The organism is Oerskovia jenensis (assembly GCF_016907235.1).
Classification (GTDB): domain Bacteria; phylum Actinomycetota; class Actinomycetes; order Actinomycetales; family Cellulomonadaceae; genus Oerskovia; species Oerskovia jenensis.
The window spans coordinates 2,958,930-2,974,515 of sequence record NZ_JAFBBO010000001.1 but is presented as its reverse complement, the minus strand read 5'-3'; the positions used below and the strand labels follow the sequence as shown (position 1 = coordinate 2,974,515).

The following is a 15,586-nucleotide window of genomic DNA, read 5'->3' as shown; positions in this document are numbered from 1 at the left end:
TGTCCGGTCGGGACGCGGCCGCGAGCGAGGCCCGGACACCTCACACGTTGCCGGAGCCGCCGCACCCCGGGAGGGCCCTCAGCCCGGCCACCACGGCCACCCCCGCGGTCAGCCCTCGGCGCCGCCCGGTACCTTGTCCTTCACGTCCTCGTAGTCCTCGCTCCCGGGCAGTTCGCTCGGCCCGTAGACCAGGTGCACGACCCCCGTGGGGAACACCTCGGAGCGCAGCAGGTGCAAGGGGTAGACCGGTTCGCCCTCGTCGAAGAGCCGCTCGCCCTTGCGGGCCGCGACGGGGTGGACCAGGAGGCTCAGCTCGTCCACGAGCCCGGCGGCGAGGAGCTGCCGGACCACCGAGAGAGACCCCGCGACGAGGACCTTCGCGATCCCCGGGGTCTCCTTGAGCGTCGTCACGGCCTCGACCAGGTCCCCGTCGATCCGCTCGGTGTTGCGCCAACCGAGGTCCGCGTCGCCGCGGGTCGCGACGACCTTGCGCACGTCGCCCAGCCGCTTCGCGAACACCGCGTCCTCCTCGCCGGCCTCCTCGCGACCGGGCCAGGCCCCCGCGAAGCTGTCGTACGTGACGCGCCCCAGGAGCAGGGTGTCGACGCCCGAGTAGTCCTCGTCGACCGCGGCGCCCATGTGCTCGTCGAAGTAGGGGAAGTGCCAGGCCGGGTCGATCTCGGCCACGCCGTCGAGCGAGATGAACAGGGTCGAGACGAGCTTGGCCATGATGGGTCCCTTCGGGAGTCTGCCGGTACGACGGTTGGACCAGGACCGGGCCGCGAAATCATCGGTCCCCTGGTCCCACCGTGGCACGCGACGGGGCTCGCGGCGCGCGCAGGTGCGCGACGCCGTCGGGCCGTGCGCGCGGTCAGGACGGGGGCGGCTCCGAGACCCCCACGTCCAGGGCGCGGGCGAACACCGTGGCGAGGTCGGACGCCCGGCTCGGCGCGCAGCGCGCGGCCCAGTCGGAGACCGCCCCCACGAAGTCGGTCAGGTCCCGCTCGACGCCGGCCAGCAGGCGACGGAGGTCGGCCACCGGAACCTCGATCGTGGGGCTGTCGGCCTCCTCCGTGTCCGCCGTCATCCGGACGACGTCGTCGACGAGCTCGCTCCCGGGGGAAGGACTGTGCCCCAGGTAGGCACCCGTCCCGTCCAGCAGTCCGTACCAGCCCCGCCACTCGCCCAGCGCGACGCAGCAGCCGGGATCCACCGACGCGCCTGTCACGGAATCCTCGAGGCTCAAGCCTCCGAACGCCGACACCCGCTGGGCCGTGAGCATGCCGTGGAGAAAGGTCTCGACCTGGTCTCCGGCCGGGGGCTGCGAGCCCTCCGTGGTCCGCGGCGAGCACGTCTTCGCGACGGCCATCACCGCCGACCCGATCTCCGCCTGACTGATCGACCCGTCGAGAGGCAGGAACCACCCGGTCTCCGCGACCGGCCACAGAGAGAACCCCTCGTCACGGGGGACCTCGAGGACGGGACGCAGAGTGATCATCCGTGCAGTGTCCGCGCCCGGTGCCGTCGAGCGCCACCCGATTGTCTGGTTCGCCCACCGCCGCCATGCCCCTCCCGAGACATCAGTCGCCCGGCCACTCCCCCGTCCACTTCTGGAAGACACGCGCCCCGCCGCGGTCGATGAGCGCCTTGACCCCGGAGAACACCGCTCCCTGGATGAGCGAGGCGATGAGGATCTCGCGCAGCGGGTACTCGGACTGCAGCGGCGTGGGGGCGTCCTTGCGGTGGCCCGGGGAGACGCGCTTGTAGACCTGCTTGAACACCTGGCCGGCGATCAGTCCACCGATGATCGAGCTCGCCAGCCCGAACGGCCGGTACAGGATCTTCGCGGCCTTGCCGCCGTGCTCCTCGGTGCGCTCGGACACGTGGTCGCTCGTGGTCTTCGTCATCGTTCGACGCTAACGCGGGAGCCGGTCGGTCGCAGGGCGGGCACCACCGGCACCCTGGGAACCCACGGCATCCTCGGTTCCCTCCTGGCGGCGAGCATGCGGTCGACGTCGGTATGGGCGTCCTTCCGAACGCCCACCGCATGCTCGAGCGACGCCAACCACATGACCGACCGACGGATCATGAGTCCGCAGGTCACCTCTCGGCCACGGCGCCCGGGCTCAGCCCGGGACGACCGCGCAGCCCGCACGGTCGAGCACGACCCGGACCTGCTCTCCCGGTGCGGGTGCGAGCGGGTGGTGCGCGACGCCGTCGGGCGTGGGAGTCGTGGCGCCGCCCGGCGGAGAGCCGAGCGCGACGACGCGCTGCGTCCCCGCACCGAGGTCCACGTCGACCGTGACCTCGGTGCGTCCCCGCCGGAAGGCGCTGCGCACGACGGTGCCCGTCCACCCCGCTGACCTGTCAGAACCAGCGAGCACTCCACCCATCGCTGGTTCTGACACGTGGGCGGCGAGCACGAGCCCCGTCGGGCCGATCGCGAGCAGTGCGCCCGCCCCCGCCGAGTTGTCAGAATCAGCGAGCACTCCACTCCTCGCTCGTTCTGACAGCTCGGCGGGGACGGCACGCAGCGGCACGAACGCCTGGTAGCCCAGGAATTCCGCGACCCGCCGTGAGGCCGGCGCGCGCCACAGGTCCTCGGGGGCCGCGACCTGGAGCAACCGACCGGCGTCCATGACGGCCACGCGGTCGGCCACGGTGAACGCCTCGTCGTGGTCGTGCGTGACGAACAGCGCGGTGGTCCCGGTCGTGACGAGCGCGGCCCGCAGGTCGCCCGCGAGGCGGTCGCGCAGCCCGCGGTCGAGCGCCGAGAGCGGCTCGTCGAGCAGCAGGAGCTGCGGCTCCGGGGCGAGCGCACGCGCGAGCGCGACCCGCTGGCGCTCCCCGCCGCTGAGCGTCGCGACGGGCCGCTGCGCATACCCTGCGAGCCCGACGAGCTCGAGCAGCTCGGCCACGCGGTCGCTCGCCGCGGTCCGGCGCACCCCCGCCATCCGCAGCCCGAAGGCCACGTTCCCCGCGACGTCCCGGTGCGGGAAGAGCTGCCCCTCCTGGAACATGAGGCCGAACCCGCGCCGGTGCACGGGCACGCCCGCGAGATCGCGCCCGCCCCAGGACACGGACCCGGCGGCCACCGGCTCGAGCCCCGCGACAGCGCGCAGCAGGCTCGACTTGCCGCAGCCGCTGGGCCCGAGCAGCGCGAGCACCTCGCCCGGGGCGAGGTCGAGGCTCACGCCGCACACGGCCGTCGTCCCGGGCCCCTTGCCGGACGCGGGGTCCGCATAGCGCACGACGACGTCGCGCACCGCGAGCCCGCGGCCCACCGTCACGTCGGCAGGGCCGAGCGCACCGGGCACGTCCCGCGGCCCGGGCCGACCGCCACGGGCTCCTGCTCGCTCCACCACCTGGGCTCCGTCCATCAGAACTCTCCTGCCGAGCGGTCGCCGCGCAGGCGCTCCGCCACCATCATGACCGTTGCTGTCAGGACCGCGAGGACCACGCTCGCGGCGAGCGCCATGCCGTAGTTCTCCGCGCCGGGCCGCCCGATGAGCCGGAAGATCACGACCGGGAGGGTCGCGGTGTCGGGGCGGGCCAGGAACGACGTCGCCCCGAACTCCCCCAGCGAGACCGCGAACGCGAACCCGACCGCGAGGCCCAGCGACCGGGCCGCGATGGGCCCGTCGACCGCGGCGAACACGCGCGCGGGCGACGCGCCGAGGGTCGCGGCGGCCTCGCGCAGACGCGGGTCGATCGCGCGCAGCACGGGCAGCACCGTGCGCACGACGAGCGGGATCGCGACGACGGCCTGCGCGATCGGCACGAGCAGGCCCGAGGTCCGCAGGTCCACGTCGAGGCCGAGCGGCTTGTCGAGCGTGATGAGGAAGCCGAACCCGACCGTGACGGCCGAGACCCCGAGCGGGAGCATGAAGACCGAGTCGAGCGCGCCGATCGCGCGCCGCCCCGTGCGGGACCGCGGGCGCCGCGAGACGACGAGCGCCACGAGCCCACCGATCACGACCGCGATGAGCGTCGCGACCGCCGCGGTCCGCAGCGAGTTGGCGGCCGCCTCCCACACGGTCACGGTCAGGGCGTTGCGTCCGCCGGTCGTGCCGAGGTTCGCGTAGTTCGCGAGGCTCCACCCGGCGGGGGTCTGGAAGGACCGGACGAGCAGGTTGACGAGCGGCAGGGCGATCAGGCCGAGCACGACGACGGCGGTCACCACGAGCGGGACGGCGTCCGCGCGCAGGCGCAACGGTCGGGCGGCGGACGTCGCCGCGGACAGGTTGAGCGCGCGATCGCGCCGGGAGCGGGTCCGGTTCGCGACGCTCAGCGCGATCACGACGACCACGAGCTGCACCACGGACAGCACGGCCGCGGTGCGCAGGTCGAGGAACTGGGTGGTCTGGATCCAGATCTCGGTCTCGATGGTCCCGTACTGGATGCCGCCCAGGACGAGCACGACCCCGAACGCCGTGGCGCAGAACAGGAACACGATCGACGCCGCGGACGCGATGGCCGGGGCCAGGGACGGCAGCGTCACCGAGCGGAACGCGCGCCACGGCGAGGCGCCGAGCGCGCGGGCCGCCTCCTCCGCGCGCGGGTCGAGGTGCTCCCACAGCCCGCCGACCGTGCGGACCACGACCGAGTAGTTGAAGAACACGAGCGCCAGCACGATCGCCCCGAACGTGCCGTCGAGCCGCAGGAACCCGAGCAGCCCGCCCTCGACGAGCAGCGACCGGAACGCGACGCCGACCACGACGGTCGGCAGCACGAACGGCACGGTCACGAAGGCCCGCAGGAACGTGCGCCCCCGGAACCGGCACCGGTACAGCACGTACGCGCCGGGGACGCCGAGCAGCACCGAGAGCACGGTCCCGAGCACGCCCTGCCACAGCGTGAGCCCGATGATGCGCCAGGTCCGCGGCTCGGAGAACACCTCGGCGAAGCCGGAGAGGTCGAGGGAGCCATCGGTCACGAACCCGCGCGCGATCAGCGTCGCCACGGGCCACGCGAAGAACACCCCGAGGAACAGCAGCGGCAGCCCGGCGGCGAGCCCCCACAGGAGGACCCGCCCGCCGCGCCGTACGCCGGGTGCCAGGTCCCGGCTCATGGGCGTCATGCTCAGCCGATCACCGTCGACGTCCACGCCTTGATCCACTCGTCGCGGTGCGCGGTGATGTCGGCGGGGGCGACCTCGAACGGCTCCGGGGACAGCGGTGCGAACTCGGCCCACCCCTCGGGCAGCGCGACGTCCGAGTTCGCGGGGTACATGTACATGGTGTCGGCGATGTCGGCCTGGAACGCGTCGCTCACGAGGAAGTCGACGAGCTTCTTGGCGCCTTCGGGGTTCTCGGCCCCGGCGAGCACCCCTGCGTACTCGACCTGGCGGAAGCACGTGTCGAGCAGCGCGCCCGTGCTGGTCGAGGTCCCGTCCTCCGAGACGGTGAACGCCGGGGAGGTCGAGTAGGACAGCGCGAGGGGCCGCGGGCCCTTGCCCTCGGAGCCGGAGAAGTCGACCGAGTACGCGTCGGACCAGCCGTCGACGACCTTGACGCCGTTGTCCTTGAGCTCGTCCCAGTAGCCTTCCCAGCCGTTCTCGCCGTAGGCGCCGACGGTCGCGAGCAGGAACGACAGCCCGGGCGAGGAGGTCGCGGGGTTGGTCACGACGAGCAGGTCCTTGTACTCGGGCTTCGTGAGGTCGTCGAGGGTCACGGGCTCGGCGAGGCCCTTGTCGGCGAACCAGGCGTGGTCGACGTTGACGCACACGTCGCCCAGGTCCACGGGGGTCAGCGCTCCGTCGCCGATCGCGTACTGCGCGGCCGAGTCGGCCAGGCCCGCGGGCGTGTAGGGCTCGAGCACGCCCTCGTCGATCGCGCGTGTCGCGAACGAGTTGTCGATCCCGAACACGACGTCGCCCAGCGGCGCGTCCTTGGTCAGGACGAGCTGGTTGACGAGGGCCCCGCCGTCACCGGGGGCGACCTGCTCGACGGTCAGCCCCGACTCCTTCTCGAACGCCGCGAGCACGTCGTCGCTCACCGCGAACGAGTCGTGCGTGACGAGGGTGACGGTGCCGTTCGCGGCGCTCGACGAGCCGTCCCCCGAGCCGCTGTCGGTCGTGCCGGCGCACGCCGCGAGGGCCAGGACGCCGATCCCGCCGACGAGCCCGAGGCCGATCCTGTGGGCGGGGCTGCGGCGGGTACTGATGGTGTTCACGTGTCCTCCTTGGACGTCACAGGAGGGGCCTCGCGCACGGATGGTCCCGTGAGCGAGGTATGAGAAGCCCGACTTCCTCCACCGGTGCTAACCGGATCAGGTTCGAGGGTCTGCGGTGGTCCGCACTCTCAGCGCCCGTCGCCCGTTGTCTCCGGGCGGACGGCGCTCCCCTGTCGTTCACCTGCGACTTTACACCGCGGCCCGACGGCGCAGGCAGGGCTCCGGCGTGTGACGTCGCCCGGGGCGCGCCGCGCCCCGGGCGACGGCTACGGTGGGACGTGAGCTCCGCCGTCGGGCCTGCGTGCACGCCGGCGGCACCGCCCCGCCCGCCTCACCCTCACCGGAGGAAAACACATGGCCGAGAACGAGCAGACCCTCACCGAGAAGGTCGCGACCGTCGCACTGACGCTGGCCGCGGGCTGGGTCGCGCAGAAGGTCGTGACCGTGGTGTGGGCCAAGGCCACGGGGCACGACGCACCCAAGGACCTGGACGACCCCGAGGTCAGCGTCATCAGCGCCGTGACGTTCGCCGCCGCGGCCGCCGCGGCCAGCGTGTTCGCACGGCGGTTCGCGGGCCGTGAGGCCAAGCGCGTCGTGAAGCGGTTCGTGGCCCGCGCGTCCTGACGGACGCCGAGCCCTGGCGCGGGGCGGAGGGCCAGGACCCTCCGCCTCGCGCACCACGCCCTACCTCGGCGGCTCCTGCACCAGTGCCGCGACGGCCTTGTCGATGCGCCTCTGCCGGGTCTCGGCGGTCCTCGCGGCCTCGACGGGCTCGACCAGCGCGCGCCGGCGGCTGACCGACAGGGCGTCGAACACGGCGCGCGCCTCGGCCGTGAGGGCCGCCGCGAGGTCGTCGGGCACCGCGACCTCGCGCGGGGCGTCGTCGACCTCGATCTCGACGTCCACCTCGTCCCCGCCCGACACCCCGGCCGCTTCCCGGTTCTCCGCGCTGAGCGCGATCATGAACTGCCCCCGGTAGGGCGCGACCGAGCTGCGGTAGGTGTGACCGCCGAGCGTGACCCTCACCGGGACGCGCTTGCCCGCACCGAGCGCGGCGACCACGTCGTCGGGTACGGGGATGCCGGTGGCCGTCTTGCCGCTCTGGAGGATCGTCGCCCGGAATCGCATGGGCCCGAGTCTTCCACCGGCCCGACGACGTGGCGCGCCGACCGCTCGACGGTCGCCCCGCCGTCGGGCCGGAGCACGGGGCCGAGGCAGAACGTGCTGCGCGAGGCAGAACGCACCGCGCACTCCCTCGCGCAGCACGTTCTAACTCGCGGTCACACACCGTCACACGGTCACGCCGTGAGCATCGCCGCCGGGTTCTCGTGCGTCAGGCGACGCAGCACGTCCCGCTCGACCCCACGCTTCGCGAGCATCTCGGTGAAGACCGTGGGCACGTACGCGAACCCGTTGCCGCCGTTCTGCACCCACATCTGCTTGAGGAACACGTCGTGGCTCAGGAGCACCTGCCCCGCGAACCCCAGGTCGATCAACCGGTGCACCGCGCCCGCGGTCGTCTGCGGGTCGGGCGAGACGCCCTCCTTGGGGTAGGTGATGTCCATGCCGACCATGTCGAACTCGAGCCAGACCCCCCGCTTCGCGACCGACCACTGGTACTCGGGGTCCTCGGCCGACGGGTCCATGTGGCACAGCACGACCTTCTCCGGCCGGACCCCCACCTCGTCGAGCACGAGGTCGAGGATCGCGTGCGCACGTCGCTGCCAGCCCGGCAGGTGGATCTGCATCGCGACGTGCGGGTGCTCGAGCTGGGCCAGCGCGGAGGCACGCAGCGACGCCCGCTCGCCCTCGGTGAAGTCCGGCGAGACACCGATCTCCCCGATGACTCCGGGCCGGATGCCCGTGTCCCCGACGCCGTCGGACAGCTCGCGCGAGATCGCCGCGGCCTGCGCCTCCACGGACTGGACCGTGATGCGCTCGCCCTCGAACTTCTCGAGGTAGGCGCCCGCCCCCATGACGACGTTGAGGCCCGTGCGGCGAGCCACGTCGAGCAGGCGCTCGGGGTTGCGCCCGATCGACTCGCTCGACGTCGCGTCGACGACGGTCCGCCCGCCGAGAGCCTCGAAGCTGCGGATCTCCGCCTCGACGGCCGCGACCGGCTTGTCCGCGATGTTGTCGGCGCAGCAGTACGGGTCCTGGCGCAGCGCCCAGGCGACCGACGCGGACACCGGCTCCCGGATCACGGCCTGGGAGAACTCGTAGCTCGGCGCGTCGAGCACCCCGGACAGGTCGTTGAACAGGTGCTCGTGGGGCAGGGTCAGCCCCAGGTCCGACGCCGCGACGGGCCCCGTGACGGTCTGGACGAATCCGGCCGGCGTGACGTTCATCGCGGGCTCACCTCTCCTGCTTCACCACCGCCGACGGCGGCGGCCACCGCGTCACCCGGAGCCGCTCCCGCCGACGCTCCCGCCTTGCCCGACGGGATCATGCCGATCACCGCGGCGATCAGCGCGATCACCGTGCCGATGATCGTGGCCGCGTAGATCGTGTGACCGAGCGACGGGATCGCCGCGTCGATCAGGAGCGAGCCGACGAGCTGCCCGGCCGTCGAGGCGAGGCCCAGGAGCAGCAGGCCCAGACCGCGGACGAGCAGGGCCATGAGGGCGATCGAGAGCAGGCCGAGGGGGCCACCCAGGTACATCCACCACGAGCCGGGGAGCTGGAAGTCGACACCCGAGGTCATGGCACGGATCCCGTAGGCGATGCCGAGGGCCGTGAACCCGACGAGGAAGTTCCAGCCGATCGAGACGAGCATCGAGCCCGTGGCGTCGGCGACCGCGGCGTTGCCCGCGGGCTGCCAGCCGGCGAGGAGACCGCCGACGAACGGCATGATCGCGAGGGCGATCGTGTGCGGGGTGGAGAAGTTCGGCGAGATGACGATGACCGTCGCGACGATCGCGAGGACCGCACCAGCGAGGCGGAAGAACGTGAGCGGCTGCTTGACCGAGGCCGTGACGCCCAGGCGGTCGCAGATCACGCCCGAGATGACCAGACCCGAGATGAGCGAGATCTGGAACGTCGCGACGCCCAGGACACCGACCGTCACGCCCTCCGAGAGGACGATGACCGCGCCGCACAGGCCCGCGAGGAAGTTCCACCACGGGATGGTGCGGCCCTTGATGAGCTTCGGGATCGCGAGCGCCTCGCGCCGCGTCACGGGCCGTGCGAACACGATGACGAACATCAGGACCAGGCCCGTGCCGAACGAGATGAGGGCGGCGGCGTGACCGTCGCCGATCGTCTTGCCGAGCTGACCGTTGACCGCTGCCTGCATGGGGCCGAGGGCACCGGCGAGGACGGTCGCAAGGACGAGCAGAGCGGTCGCCGTGGTCTTGACCGTGCTGCGCTGGGTCGACGTGTCGACCGACTGGGTGCCTCCCGAGCGGGAGGCGGTCTCCGGCGTGGTGTGCTTCATTGCTTGGCCGTGCCTTTCATCTTTCGACGGTACGTCGGATCGGAGGACCGATCGAACGGTCAGCCCTGGGTCGACGCTGAGTGGTCGGGCTGGGTGGGGGTCGTGCGGGGTGGGGGTCGTGCGGGGTGGGGGTCGTGCGGGTCAGTGCTCCGGCGTCAGGCCCTGCGGGACGGCAGGCACCTCGTCGGCGAGCGGCAGGGACTCGATGGCCCCGTCGCGAGTGGTCGTGACGGCCGCGACGCGGGCAGCCCAGCGGGCGGCCCCGACGAGGTCCTCCCCGCGCAGCAGCCCGTCGGCGAGGGCCGCGCAGAAGCTGTCGCCCGCGGCGGTCGTGTCGATCGCGTCGACGCGCACGGCCGGGACGGGGGTCGGCAGGCCGTCGCGGGGCACCACGACCGAACCGTCGGCCCCGAGGGTCACGACGACGTCGCCCGGGAAGGCGAGACCGCGGACCATGGCCACGACGTCGGCGAGCGACTCGGGGGCCTCGTTCGCGCCCGCGAGGGTCGCGAGCTCGAACCGGTTGGGGACCAGCACGTCGAACCGGTCGCGGATCTCGGCCGGGACCGGGACCGCGGGGGCCGGGTTGAGGATCGTCGTCCCGGTCGCGAGGCGCGTGACGGCGGCGAGCGCACCGAGAGGGGTCTCGCACTGGCACAGGACGACCTGTGCGTCGGCGATCGCCCGGACCGCGGCGTCGCGCGCGTCGACGAACGCCTCGTCGACGTCGCCGTTCGCGCCCGCCTCGATGACGATCGTGGACTCGGGCTGCTCCCAGAGGATCACGGCGGTGCCGGTGGGCTGCTCGGAGATCGCGACCGACGCGACGTCGAGGCCCTCGGCCACGAGACGGGTCGTGATCGCGCGGCCCGCGTCGTCGTCCCCGACGGCCCCGACCATCGCGACGCGACGGCCCAGGCGAGCGGCGGCGACGGCCTGGTTGGCCCCCTTGCCGCCGGGCGAGCGCTTGAGCCCGGTCGCGCTGATGGTCTCGCCCGAGCGCGGGATCCGGTCGACGGTCAGCCGGATGTCCATGTTCAGGCTGCCGACGACGGTCACCTCCGGGGAGGCCGCGGCCTGCGGGGCGAGGGCGGGGGTGACCCCGCCCTCGGGGTGGGCGCTCATCAGCCTGCGAGCCAGGTGATCGCCTGGCCGAAGAGCTTGCCGTAGCCGGACCACTCCATGAACTCGCGGGGGGCCCAGTGCGGGGAGATGTCGGACGCGAAGGCCAGCGTGCGGCCCTCGCCCTCGGTGCGGACAGCGACGAGCGGGCGTCCCTCGATGGTCGCGAGGACGGTCGCGTCGGCCTTGGCCGTGAGCTTCTGGTAGCCGAGCAGGATGGGCCACTCGGCATCGAGGCCCGCGGTCACGGGGTGCTCGACGTCGGTCAGCTCGCCGCTGATGCCCTCGGGGGTCTCCTCGCGGTCGTCGTACGGGAGGATCTCGACGGGCAGGACGGCCTCGACCGCGGTGCCGTGGTAGTTCGCCTTGGCCTGGAAGCCCTGGAAGCTGAGGTAGCCGCCGGCCATCATGAGGCCGCCGCCGCGACGCACCCACTCGGCGAGGAGCTTGAGGCGGTTCGGGAAGGGGCGTCCCTCGGAGAACACGACGGGCGGGAGCAGCAGGGTGTTCGCCCCGATGTCCGACAGGAGGACGACGTCGTAGGCGTCGAGCTCCTCGAGGGTCGACGGGAAGTCGGTCGCGACGAGGTGCGACGGGAGGTGCGTGACGTCGTGGCCCTCGGCGGCGAGCGCCTCGAGCAGCTTGGCGCAGCCGATCTCCAGCTGGGCGTGCGGGAAGGCGTCGTAGCCCTTGTAGTCCGTCGCGGCATTGATCCACGACTCTCCGGCTAGCAGCACGCGGCTCATGCGGTTCTCCTCAAGACGGTTCGGGCTCCGCCGCACATCGGCGACGTTGCGCAATGTTGTGTTGCTGTTGCGCAACAACCTAGGCGCGCGGCATCCTGGTGTCAACCGAGGCCCCCGGAGGCCGGTGCCACCGCGCGCCACCCCGTCGGGAATCGGCGAGATGCCGGGCGTTCCGGGGCTCGCGGCCCGCCCACCACCAGCACAGCGATAGGCTCGGGGAGCCCCCGACGGCCGAGGGCACGAGCAGAGAGGCGGCGACGATGACGCTGACGCAAGTTGCGCAACACGCAGGTGTCTCGACGTCCACGGCCTCCCGCTACCTGCGCGGCCAGCTCAACGTCCAGCCCGAGACCGCGGCCCGGATCGACGCCGCGGTCGCCGCGCTCGACTACCGCGGGGCGGTGGTGAACCGCGGCCCCCGGCTGGGCACGGGCACCCCGTCGCGCAACGACGCGACGCCGGGCGTCGTCGCTCTCGTCGTGCCCGACTTCACCAACCCGTTCTTCACGACCCTCGCCGAGGAGTGCGCCGACCTCGCGGCCTCACGGCAGATCCCCCTCGTCGTCGCCGTCTCCGGCAAGCACGGCGAGCGTGACGGAGGTCTGAGCCCGCTCATCGGGGGCAGCGACGTGCTGGGCGGCCTGATCTACCTCGGCATGAGCCGCACCGACGAACGCCTGGCCCGCGCCGTCGAGGGTGGGCTGCCCGTCGTCGTGATCGACGAGGAGATCGACCTCGACCTCGCGGTCGACACCGTGACGGTCGACAACTACGGCGGCGCCTACCAGGCCACGAGGTACCTCATCCAGCAGGGGCACCGCCGGATCGCGCACGTCGCCGGACCGCCCGAGCTGTCCACGACCCAGGAACGCAAGCGCGGCTTCCTCGACGCGCTGAGCGACGCGGGGCTCGGCGCAGACCCCGAGCTGATCCGCCACGGCCCGTACACCGAGCAGTTCGGCGCCTCGACGTTCCCCTATCTGACGCGCCCCGGGAACGCGCCCACCGCGGTGTTCGTGGGCAGCGACATCGTGGCCGTCGGGATGCTCGGCGCGGCCGAGCTCCACGGCATCCGCATCCCGGAGGACCTGTCGGTCGTGGGCTGCGACGGCATCCGCATCGGCCAGTGGCTCCGCCCCCAGCTCACGACCCTCGAGCAGCCCGTCGCGGCCCTCGCCCTCGCGGCGGTCGACGCGCTCGAACGAGCCATGGCCCGTCGCGGGACGGGGGCCGGGACGCCGGGGGCCGGGACACCAGGGGCCGACGACGCCGACGTGGAGCCCGCCCGCACGGTCCTGCCCCTCCACCTGGTCATCCGCGGCTCGGTCGCGCCGCCGTCGGGCTGAGCGGCGCGACCGCCGCGCACCCGAGCCTCAACCGGTCAGGCGGGCACCTGGACCTGGGTGTCGAGCGTGCGCCGCAGGAAGCCGTTGAGCGCGGCGCCGAGGAACCGGCGGCCGCGGAACGTGTGGATCTCCCGCGCCGCGAGGTCCACGACGACGGGCTGGACGATCACGGCGTACTCCAGGCGCGGCTTCACGGTGGCGGCGGCGACGACCTCGGGCGTCACGCCGTCGGCCACGATGACCGCGAACGCGCCGATGCCGGACTGCATGCCCCGCAGCGCGTTGCTGCGCTGCTTGGCGAAGGCCGAGACGTCGCGCGTGAAGAGGTCCACCTGCAGGTCGGTGGGCGTGAAGTGCGCGACCGCGGTGACGACGTGGACACGGGACATCGCGGCGGGGACGAACTTCGCGCGGTAGCCGATCAGTGCCTGCACCGGGCCCACCTGGTCCCAGCCCACCTCGCAGCCGTCGTCGGTCAGGCGTCGGCGGGTGGCGTCGAGGTACTCGGCTGCGTTCACGGCGATGGGTGCGGTCACAGCGCAGATCGTAGGGCAGAACGCCGACCGCGTGAAGAGGTCCGTCCCCTCAGCCCGTGACCGCGGTGATGGTCTCGAGGAACGACCCGATCACGACGAGGTAGATGAGCGCGAAGAACACCGTGTAGAGGCCGCTGAACAGGAGCGCGTCGCGCACCTTGCCGGGTCCGCGGAAGTAGCGGAAGAACTTCTGGAGGAAACCGACCGGGTGCATCAGGTCCCAGCTGTTGAAGCGGATGTAGCGCCCCAGGTAGATGCCGAACGAGACGAGCACGAGGATCACGACGACCACGAGCCAGGACGCCGGGCGCAGGAAGGGCTGGAGGTCGTCGGGGTAGCGCAGCACGGCGTAGAACATCTGGACCAGGAAGATGTTGACGACGGTGTTGAGCACGCCGGACATCGCGAGGGTCAGGACCGCCACGATGTCGAACCAGAGCGGCACGTCCTCGTCGTCCGTGCGGTGGCTGAAGTTGAGCTCGGTCACGAGGTAGCCCGCGTTGGGGAGCAGCAGCAGCCAGATCACCAGCCCGGCGCCCGCGATGGTCGCGACGAGCCACAGCGGCGCCCCGGCCGCGCCCAGCACGAGGTCCCCGACGATCAGGACCGTCAGGACGAGCACGGGCAGCACCGACAGGCCGACGTTGAGCAGCATCGGCCGGTAGACCTCGGTGCGGAACAGGGGCGCCCGCAGGAGGATCAGGGCGAACGCGAAGACGTTGATGAGGATCACGCCGAGGAACAGCAGGGTCATGGGTGGGGCTTTCGGGGTGCGGCGTGGGCGGGGCGTGGGGACCACGCTAGGGCCCGACGGCGTCTTCGCCAGCCCGCGCGACACGTCACCTGCGCGGATAGCGTGGGTCGGGCGGGAATCTCGAGCTCCACCGATTCGCCCGAGGACGGGCGACCGACCCCCGGGAGTCACAGTGACGCATCCTGACGAATCAGCCGCGGCGGTGACGGCTCCCGGCGCCGGGCAGGGGGCCGCCGCCTCGACCGGCGGCGCGCCGTCCGGCGGGTCCGCGACGCTCATGCTGGTCCTCGCCACGATCGGGTTCGCGGTGAACTTCTGGGCGTGGGCCCTCATCAGCCCGCTCGGAGGTGCGTACAGCGCGGCGCTCGGCCTGTCGGCGGTCCAGCAGTCGGTGCTCGTCGCGGTGCCGGTCATCGTCGGGTCGCTGGGGCGCATCCCGGTCGGCGCGCTCACGGACCGGTTCGGGGCGCGGATCATGTTCCCGCTGGTCAGCGCCGCGACGATCGTCCCGGTCCTGTTCATCGGCTTCGTCGCGGACAGTTTTCCGCTGCTCATCCTGGGTGGCTTCTTCCTGGGGCTGGGCGGGACGGCGTTCGCCGTCGGGGTGCCCTTCGTCAACGCCTGGTACCCCCCGGCCCGGCGCGGGACGGCGCTGGGGATCTTCGGGATCGGGATGGGCGGCACCGCGATCTCGGCGTTCACGACCGTGCGGATCACCGACGCGTACGGCAAGAGCGCGCCGTTCGTGCTCGTGGCGTGCGTCCTGGCGGTGTACGCGCTCGTGTCGTGGCTCCTCGTGCGCGACGCCCCGGGCCGGGCGCCCGCCGCGCACGGTCACTTCCTGGCACGCACGTGGGCGACGTTCAGGCTCCCGGCCACGCTCCAGCTCTCGTGGCTGTACGCCGTGGGGTTCGGCGGCTTCGTGGCGTTCAGCGTGTACCTGCCGACGTTCCTGGTGAACGCCTACGACCTGACGGCCGCCGACGCCGCCGCACGGACGGCCGGGTTCGTGGTGCTCGCGGTCGCGTGCCGCCCGATCGGCGGGACGCTCTCGGACCGGTTCGGCGGGATCCCGGTGTCTGTCGTCTGCTTCGCGCTGGTCACGGTCCTCGCGGCGGTCGTCGCGTTCCAGCCGGCCCTCGTACCCGTCGGGACCATCGCGTTCCTGGGCCTCGCGGTAGGGCTCGGGGCGTCGTCGGGCGCGACGTTCGAGCTCGTGGCCAAGGTCGCCCCGCAGGACAAGGTCGGCGCCGTCACAGGGCTCGTGGGGGCCGCGGGCGGACTGGGCGGGTTCATCCCGCCGCTCATCATGGGCGCGGTCTACCAGCTCAACGGGGACTACGGCCTGGGCTTCGCGGCCCTCTCGGTGACGGCCCTGCTGACGCTGCTGTTCACGCTGGGGCCGGTGCGGCGCGGCGTGCGCGACTGAACGAGGTCATGGGGCCGTGCTCGTCCGGGCACCGGCGGTCCTC

At 72.6% G+C, this 15,586-nt stretch carries 16 protein-coding genes and 1 riboswitch; of the genes, 3 read left to right on the top strand and 13 right to left on the bottom strand.

The annotated features are described in order from the left end of the window. Nucleotides 1-108: 108 nt before the first annotated feature. The 6 genes from JOD49_RS13405 to JOD49_RS13380 form a co-directional block, all read right to left on the bottom strand. Nucleotides 109-729, bottom strand: a complete 621-nt coding sequence (locus JOD49_RS13405; protein ID WP_205307616.1) for a dihydrofolate reductase family protein — start codon at nucleotides 727-729, stop codon at nucleotides 109-111. A 142-nt stretch (nucleotides 730-871) separates the two neighbouring features. Further along, nucleotides 872-1,498, bottom strand: coding sequence for a hypothetical protein (locus JOD49_RS13400; RefSeq protein ID WP_205307615.1), 627 nt, complete (start codon nucleotides 1,496-1,498; stop codon nucleotides 872-874). Nucleotides 1,499-1,580: 82 nt separating this feature from the next. Further along, nucleotides 1,581-1,907, bottom strand: a complete 327-nt coding sequence (locus JOD49_RS13395) for a DUF4235 domain-containing protein (RefSeq protein ID WP_205307614.1) — start codon at nucleotides 1,905-1,907, stop codon at nucleotides 1,581-1,583. Nucleotides 1,908-2,126: 219 nt separating this feature from the next. Further along, on the bottom strand, nucleotides 2,127-3,380 hold the full coding sequence (locus tag JOD49_RS13390; RefSeq protein ID WP_205307613.1) for an ABC transporter ATP-binding protein: 1,254 nt from the start codon (nucleotides 3,378-3,380) through the stop codon (nucleotides 2,127-2,129). After that, the gene (locus JOD49_RS13385) at nucleotides 3,380-5,080 is read right to left on the bottom strand and encodes an ABC transporter permease (RefSeq protein WP_205308983.1); all 1,701 of its coding nucleotides are present in this window, start codon (nucleotides 5,078-5,080) and stop codon (nucleotides 3,380-3,382) included. The genes JOD49_RS13390 and JOD49_RS13385 overlap by 1 nt, the downstream gene beginning before the upstream one ends. 2 nt (nucleotides 5,081-5,082) lie before the next feature. Beyond that, nucleotides 5,083-6,174 carry a thiamine ABC transporter substrate-binding protein gene (locus tag JOD49_RS13380; protein WP_205307612.1) on the bottom strand — a complete coding sequence of 364 codons (1,092 nt, stop codon included), beginning with the start codon at nucleotides 6,172-6,174 and terminating at the stop codon, nucleotides 5,083-5,085. A gap of 56 nt (nucleotides 6,175-6,230) precedes the next feature. Beyond that, a riboswitch (TPP riboswitch) is annotated at nucleotides 6,231-6,356 on the bottom strand. A gap of 172 nt (nucleotides 6,357-6,528) precedes the next feature. On the opposite strand from JOD49_RS13380, the gene JOD49_RS13375 reads away from it, so the two are divergent. Beyond that, entirely contained in the window at nucleotides 6,529-6,798 is a 270-nt protein-coding gene (locus tag JOD49_RS13375) for a DUF4235 domain-containing protein (protein ID WP_205307611.1), read from the top strand. Nucleotides 6,799-6,858: 60 nt separating this feature from the next. Here the strand turns inward: JOD49_RS13375 and JOD49_RS13370 are convergent, their stop codons facing one another. The 5 genes from JOD49_RS13370 to JOD49_RS13350 all read right to left on the bottom strand — a co-directional run bounded on the left by JOD49_RS13370 (nucleotide 6,859) and on the right by JOD49_RS13350 (nucleotide 11,478). Next, nucleotides 6,859-7,302, bottom strand: a complete 444-nt coding sequence (locus JOD49_RS13370) for a DUF1905 domain-containing protein (RefSeq protein WP_205307610.1) — start codon at nucleotides 7,300-7,302, stop codon at nucleotides 6,859-6,861. A gap of 170 nt (nucleotides 7,303-7,472) precedes the next feature. Continuing rightward, the gene (locus JOD49_RS13365) at nucleotides 7,473-8,522 is read right to left on the bottom strand and encodes a phosphotriesterase family protein (protein ID WP_205307609.1); all 1,050 of its coding nucleotides are present in this window, start codon (nucleotides 8,520-8,522) and stop codon (nucleotides 7,473-7,475) included. Beyond that, complete coding sequence (locus tag JOD49_RS13360) at nucleotides 8,519-9,610, bottom strand: DMT family transporter (protein ID WP_205307608.1); 1,092 nt, start codon at nucleotides 9,608-9,610, stop codon at nucleotides 8,519-8,521. The genes JOD49_RS13365 and JOD49_RS13360 overlap by 4 nt, the downstream gene beginning before the upstream one ends. A 141-nt stretch (nucleotides 9,611-9,751) precedes the next feature. Beyond that, nucleotides 9,752-10,735: a ribokinase gene (locus JOD49_RS13355; RefSeq protein WP_205307607.1), complete on the bottom strand. Its 984-nt coding sequence runs from the start codon at nucleotides 10,733-10,735 to the stop codon at nucleotides 9,752-9,754. Next, complete coding sequence (locus JOD49_RS13350; protein ID WP_205307606.1) at nucleotides 10,735-11,478, bottom strand: glutamine amidotransferase; 744 nt, start codon at nucleotides 11,476-11,478, stop codon at nucleotides 10,735-10,737. Before JOD49_RS13350 ends, JOD49_RS13355 begins: the two co-directional genes overlap by 1 nt. 98 nt (nucleotides 11,479-11,576) lie before the next feature. Between JOD49_RS13350 and JOD49_RS13345 the strand changes: the two genes are divergently transcribed. Then, nucleotides 11,577-12,824, top strand: a complete 1,248-nt coding sequence (locus JOD49_RS13345; RefSeq protein ID WP_307822536.1) for a LacI family DNA-binding transcriptional regulator — start codon at nucleotides 11,577-11,579, stop codon at nucleotides 12,822-12,824. 35 nt (nucleotides 12,825-12,859) lie between these two features. Here the strand turns inward: JOD49_RS13345 and JOD49_RS13340 are convergent, their stop codons facing one another. Together JOD49_RS13340 and JOD49_RS13335 are read right to left on the bottom strand one after the other, a co-directional pair. Beyond that, on the bottom strand, nucleotides 12,860-13,360 hold the full coding sequence (locus tag JOD49_RS13340; protein WP_205307604.1) for a hypothetical protein: 501 nt from the start codon (nucleotides 13,358-13,360) through the stop codon (nucleotides 12,860-12,862). A gap of 49 nt (nucleotides 13,361-13,409) precedes the next feature. Then, nucleotides 13,410-14,114: a DUF1361 domain-containing protein gene (locus JOD49_RS13335; protein ID WP_205307603.1), complete on the bottom strand. Its 705-nt coding sequence runs from the start codon at nucleotides 14,112-14,114 to the stop codon at nucleotides 13,410-13,412. 172 nt (nucleotides 14,115-14,286) lie between these two features. Between JOD49_RS13335 and JOD49_RS13330 the strand changes: the two genes are divergently transcribed. After that, nucleotides 14,287-15,543: an MFS transporter gene (locus JOD49_RS13330; RefSeq protein WP_307822535.1), complete on the top strand. Its 1,257-nt coding sequence runs from the start codon at nucleotides 14,287-14,289 to the stop codon at nucleotides 15,541-15,543. The last annotated feature ends 43 nt before the right edge of the window (nucleotides 15,544-15,586 follow it).

What these genes read in the sequence shown, in the direction of transcription:
- JOD49_RS13405 (WP_205307616.1), bottom strand. Translation starts at nt 729, where the DNA reads ATGGCCAAGCTCGTCTCGACCCTGTTCATCTCGCTCGACGGCGTGGCC.
- JOD49_RS13400 (WP_205307615.1), bottom strand. Translation starts at nt 1,498, where the DNA reads ATGATCACTCTGCGTCCCGTCCTCGAGGTCCCCCGTGACGAGGGGTTC.
- JOD49_RS13395 (WP_205307614.1), bottom strand. Translation starts at nt 1,907, where the DNA reads ATGACGAAGACCACGAGCGACCACGTGTCCGAGCGCACCGAGGAGCAC.
- JOD49_RS13390 (WP_205307613.1), bottom strand. Translation starts at nt 3,380, where the DNA reads ATGGACGGAGCCCAGGTGGTGGAGCGAGCAGGAGCCCGTGGCGGTCGG.
- JOD49_RS13385 (WP_205308983.1), bottom strand. Translation starts at nt 5,080, where the DNA reads ATGACGCCCATGAGCCGGGACCTGGCACCCGGCGTACGGCGCGGCGGG.
- JOD49_RS13375 (WP_205307611.1), top strand. Translation starts at nt 6,529, where the DNA reads ATGGCCGAGAACGAGCAGACCCTCACCGAGAAGGTCGCGACCGTCGCA.
- JOD49_RS13370 (WP_205307610.1), bottom strand. Translation starts at nt 7,302, where the DNA reads ATGCGATTCCGGGCGACGATCCTCCAGAGCGGCAAGACGGCCACCGGC.
- JOD49_RS13365 (WP_205307609.1), bottom strand. Translation starts at nt 8,522, where the DNA reads ATGAACGTCACGCCGGCCGGATTCGTCCAGACCGTCACGGGGCCCGTC.
- JOD49_RS13360 (WP_205307608.1), bottom strand. Translation starts at nt 9,610, where the DNA reads ATGAAGCACACCACGCCGGAGACCGCCTCCCGCTCGGGAGGCACCCAG.
- JOD49_RS13355 (WP_205307607.1), bottom strand. Translation starts at nt 10,735, where the DNA reads ATGAGCGCCCACCCCGAGGGCGGGGTCACCCCCGCCCTCGCCCCGCAG.
- JOD49_RS13350 (WP_205307606.1), bottom strand. Translation starts at nt 11,478, where the DNA reads ATGAGCCGCGTGCTGCTAGCCGGAGAGTCGTGGATCAATGCCGCGACG.
- JOD49_RS13335 (WP_205307603.1), bottom strand. Translation starts at nt 14,114, where the DNA reads ATGACCCTGCTGTTCCTCGGCGTGATCCTCATCAACGTCTTCGCGTTC.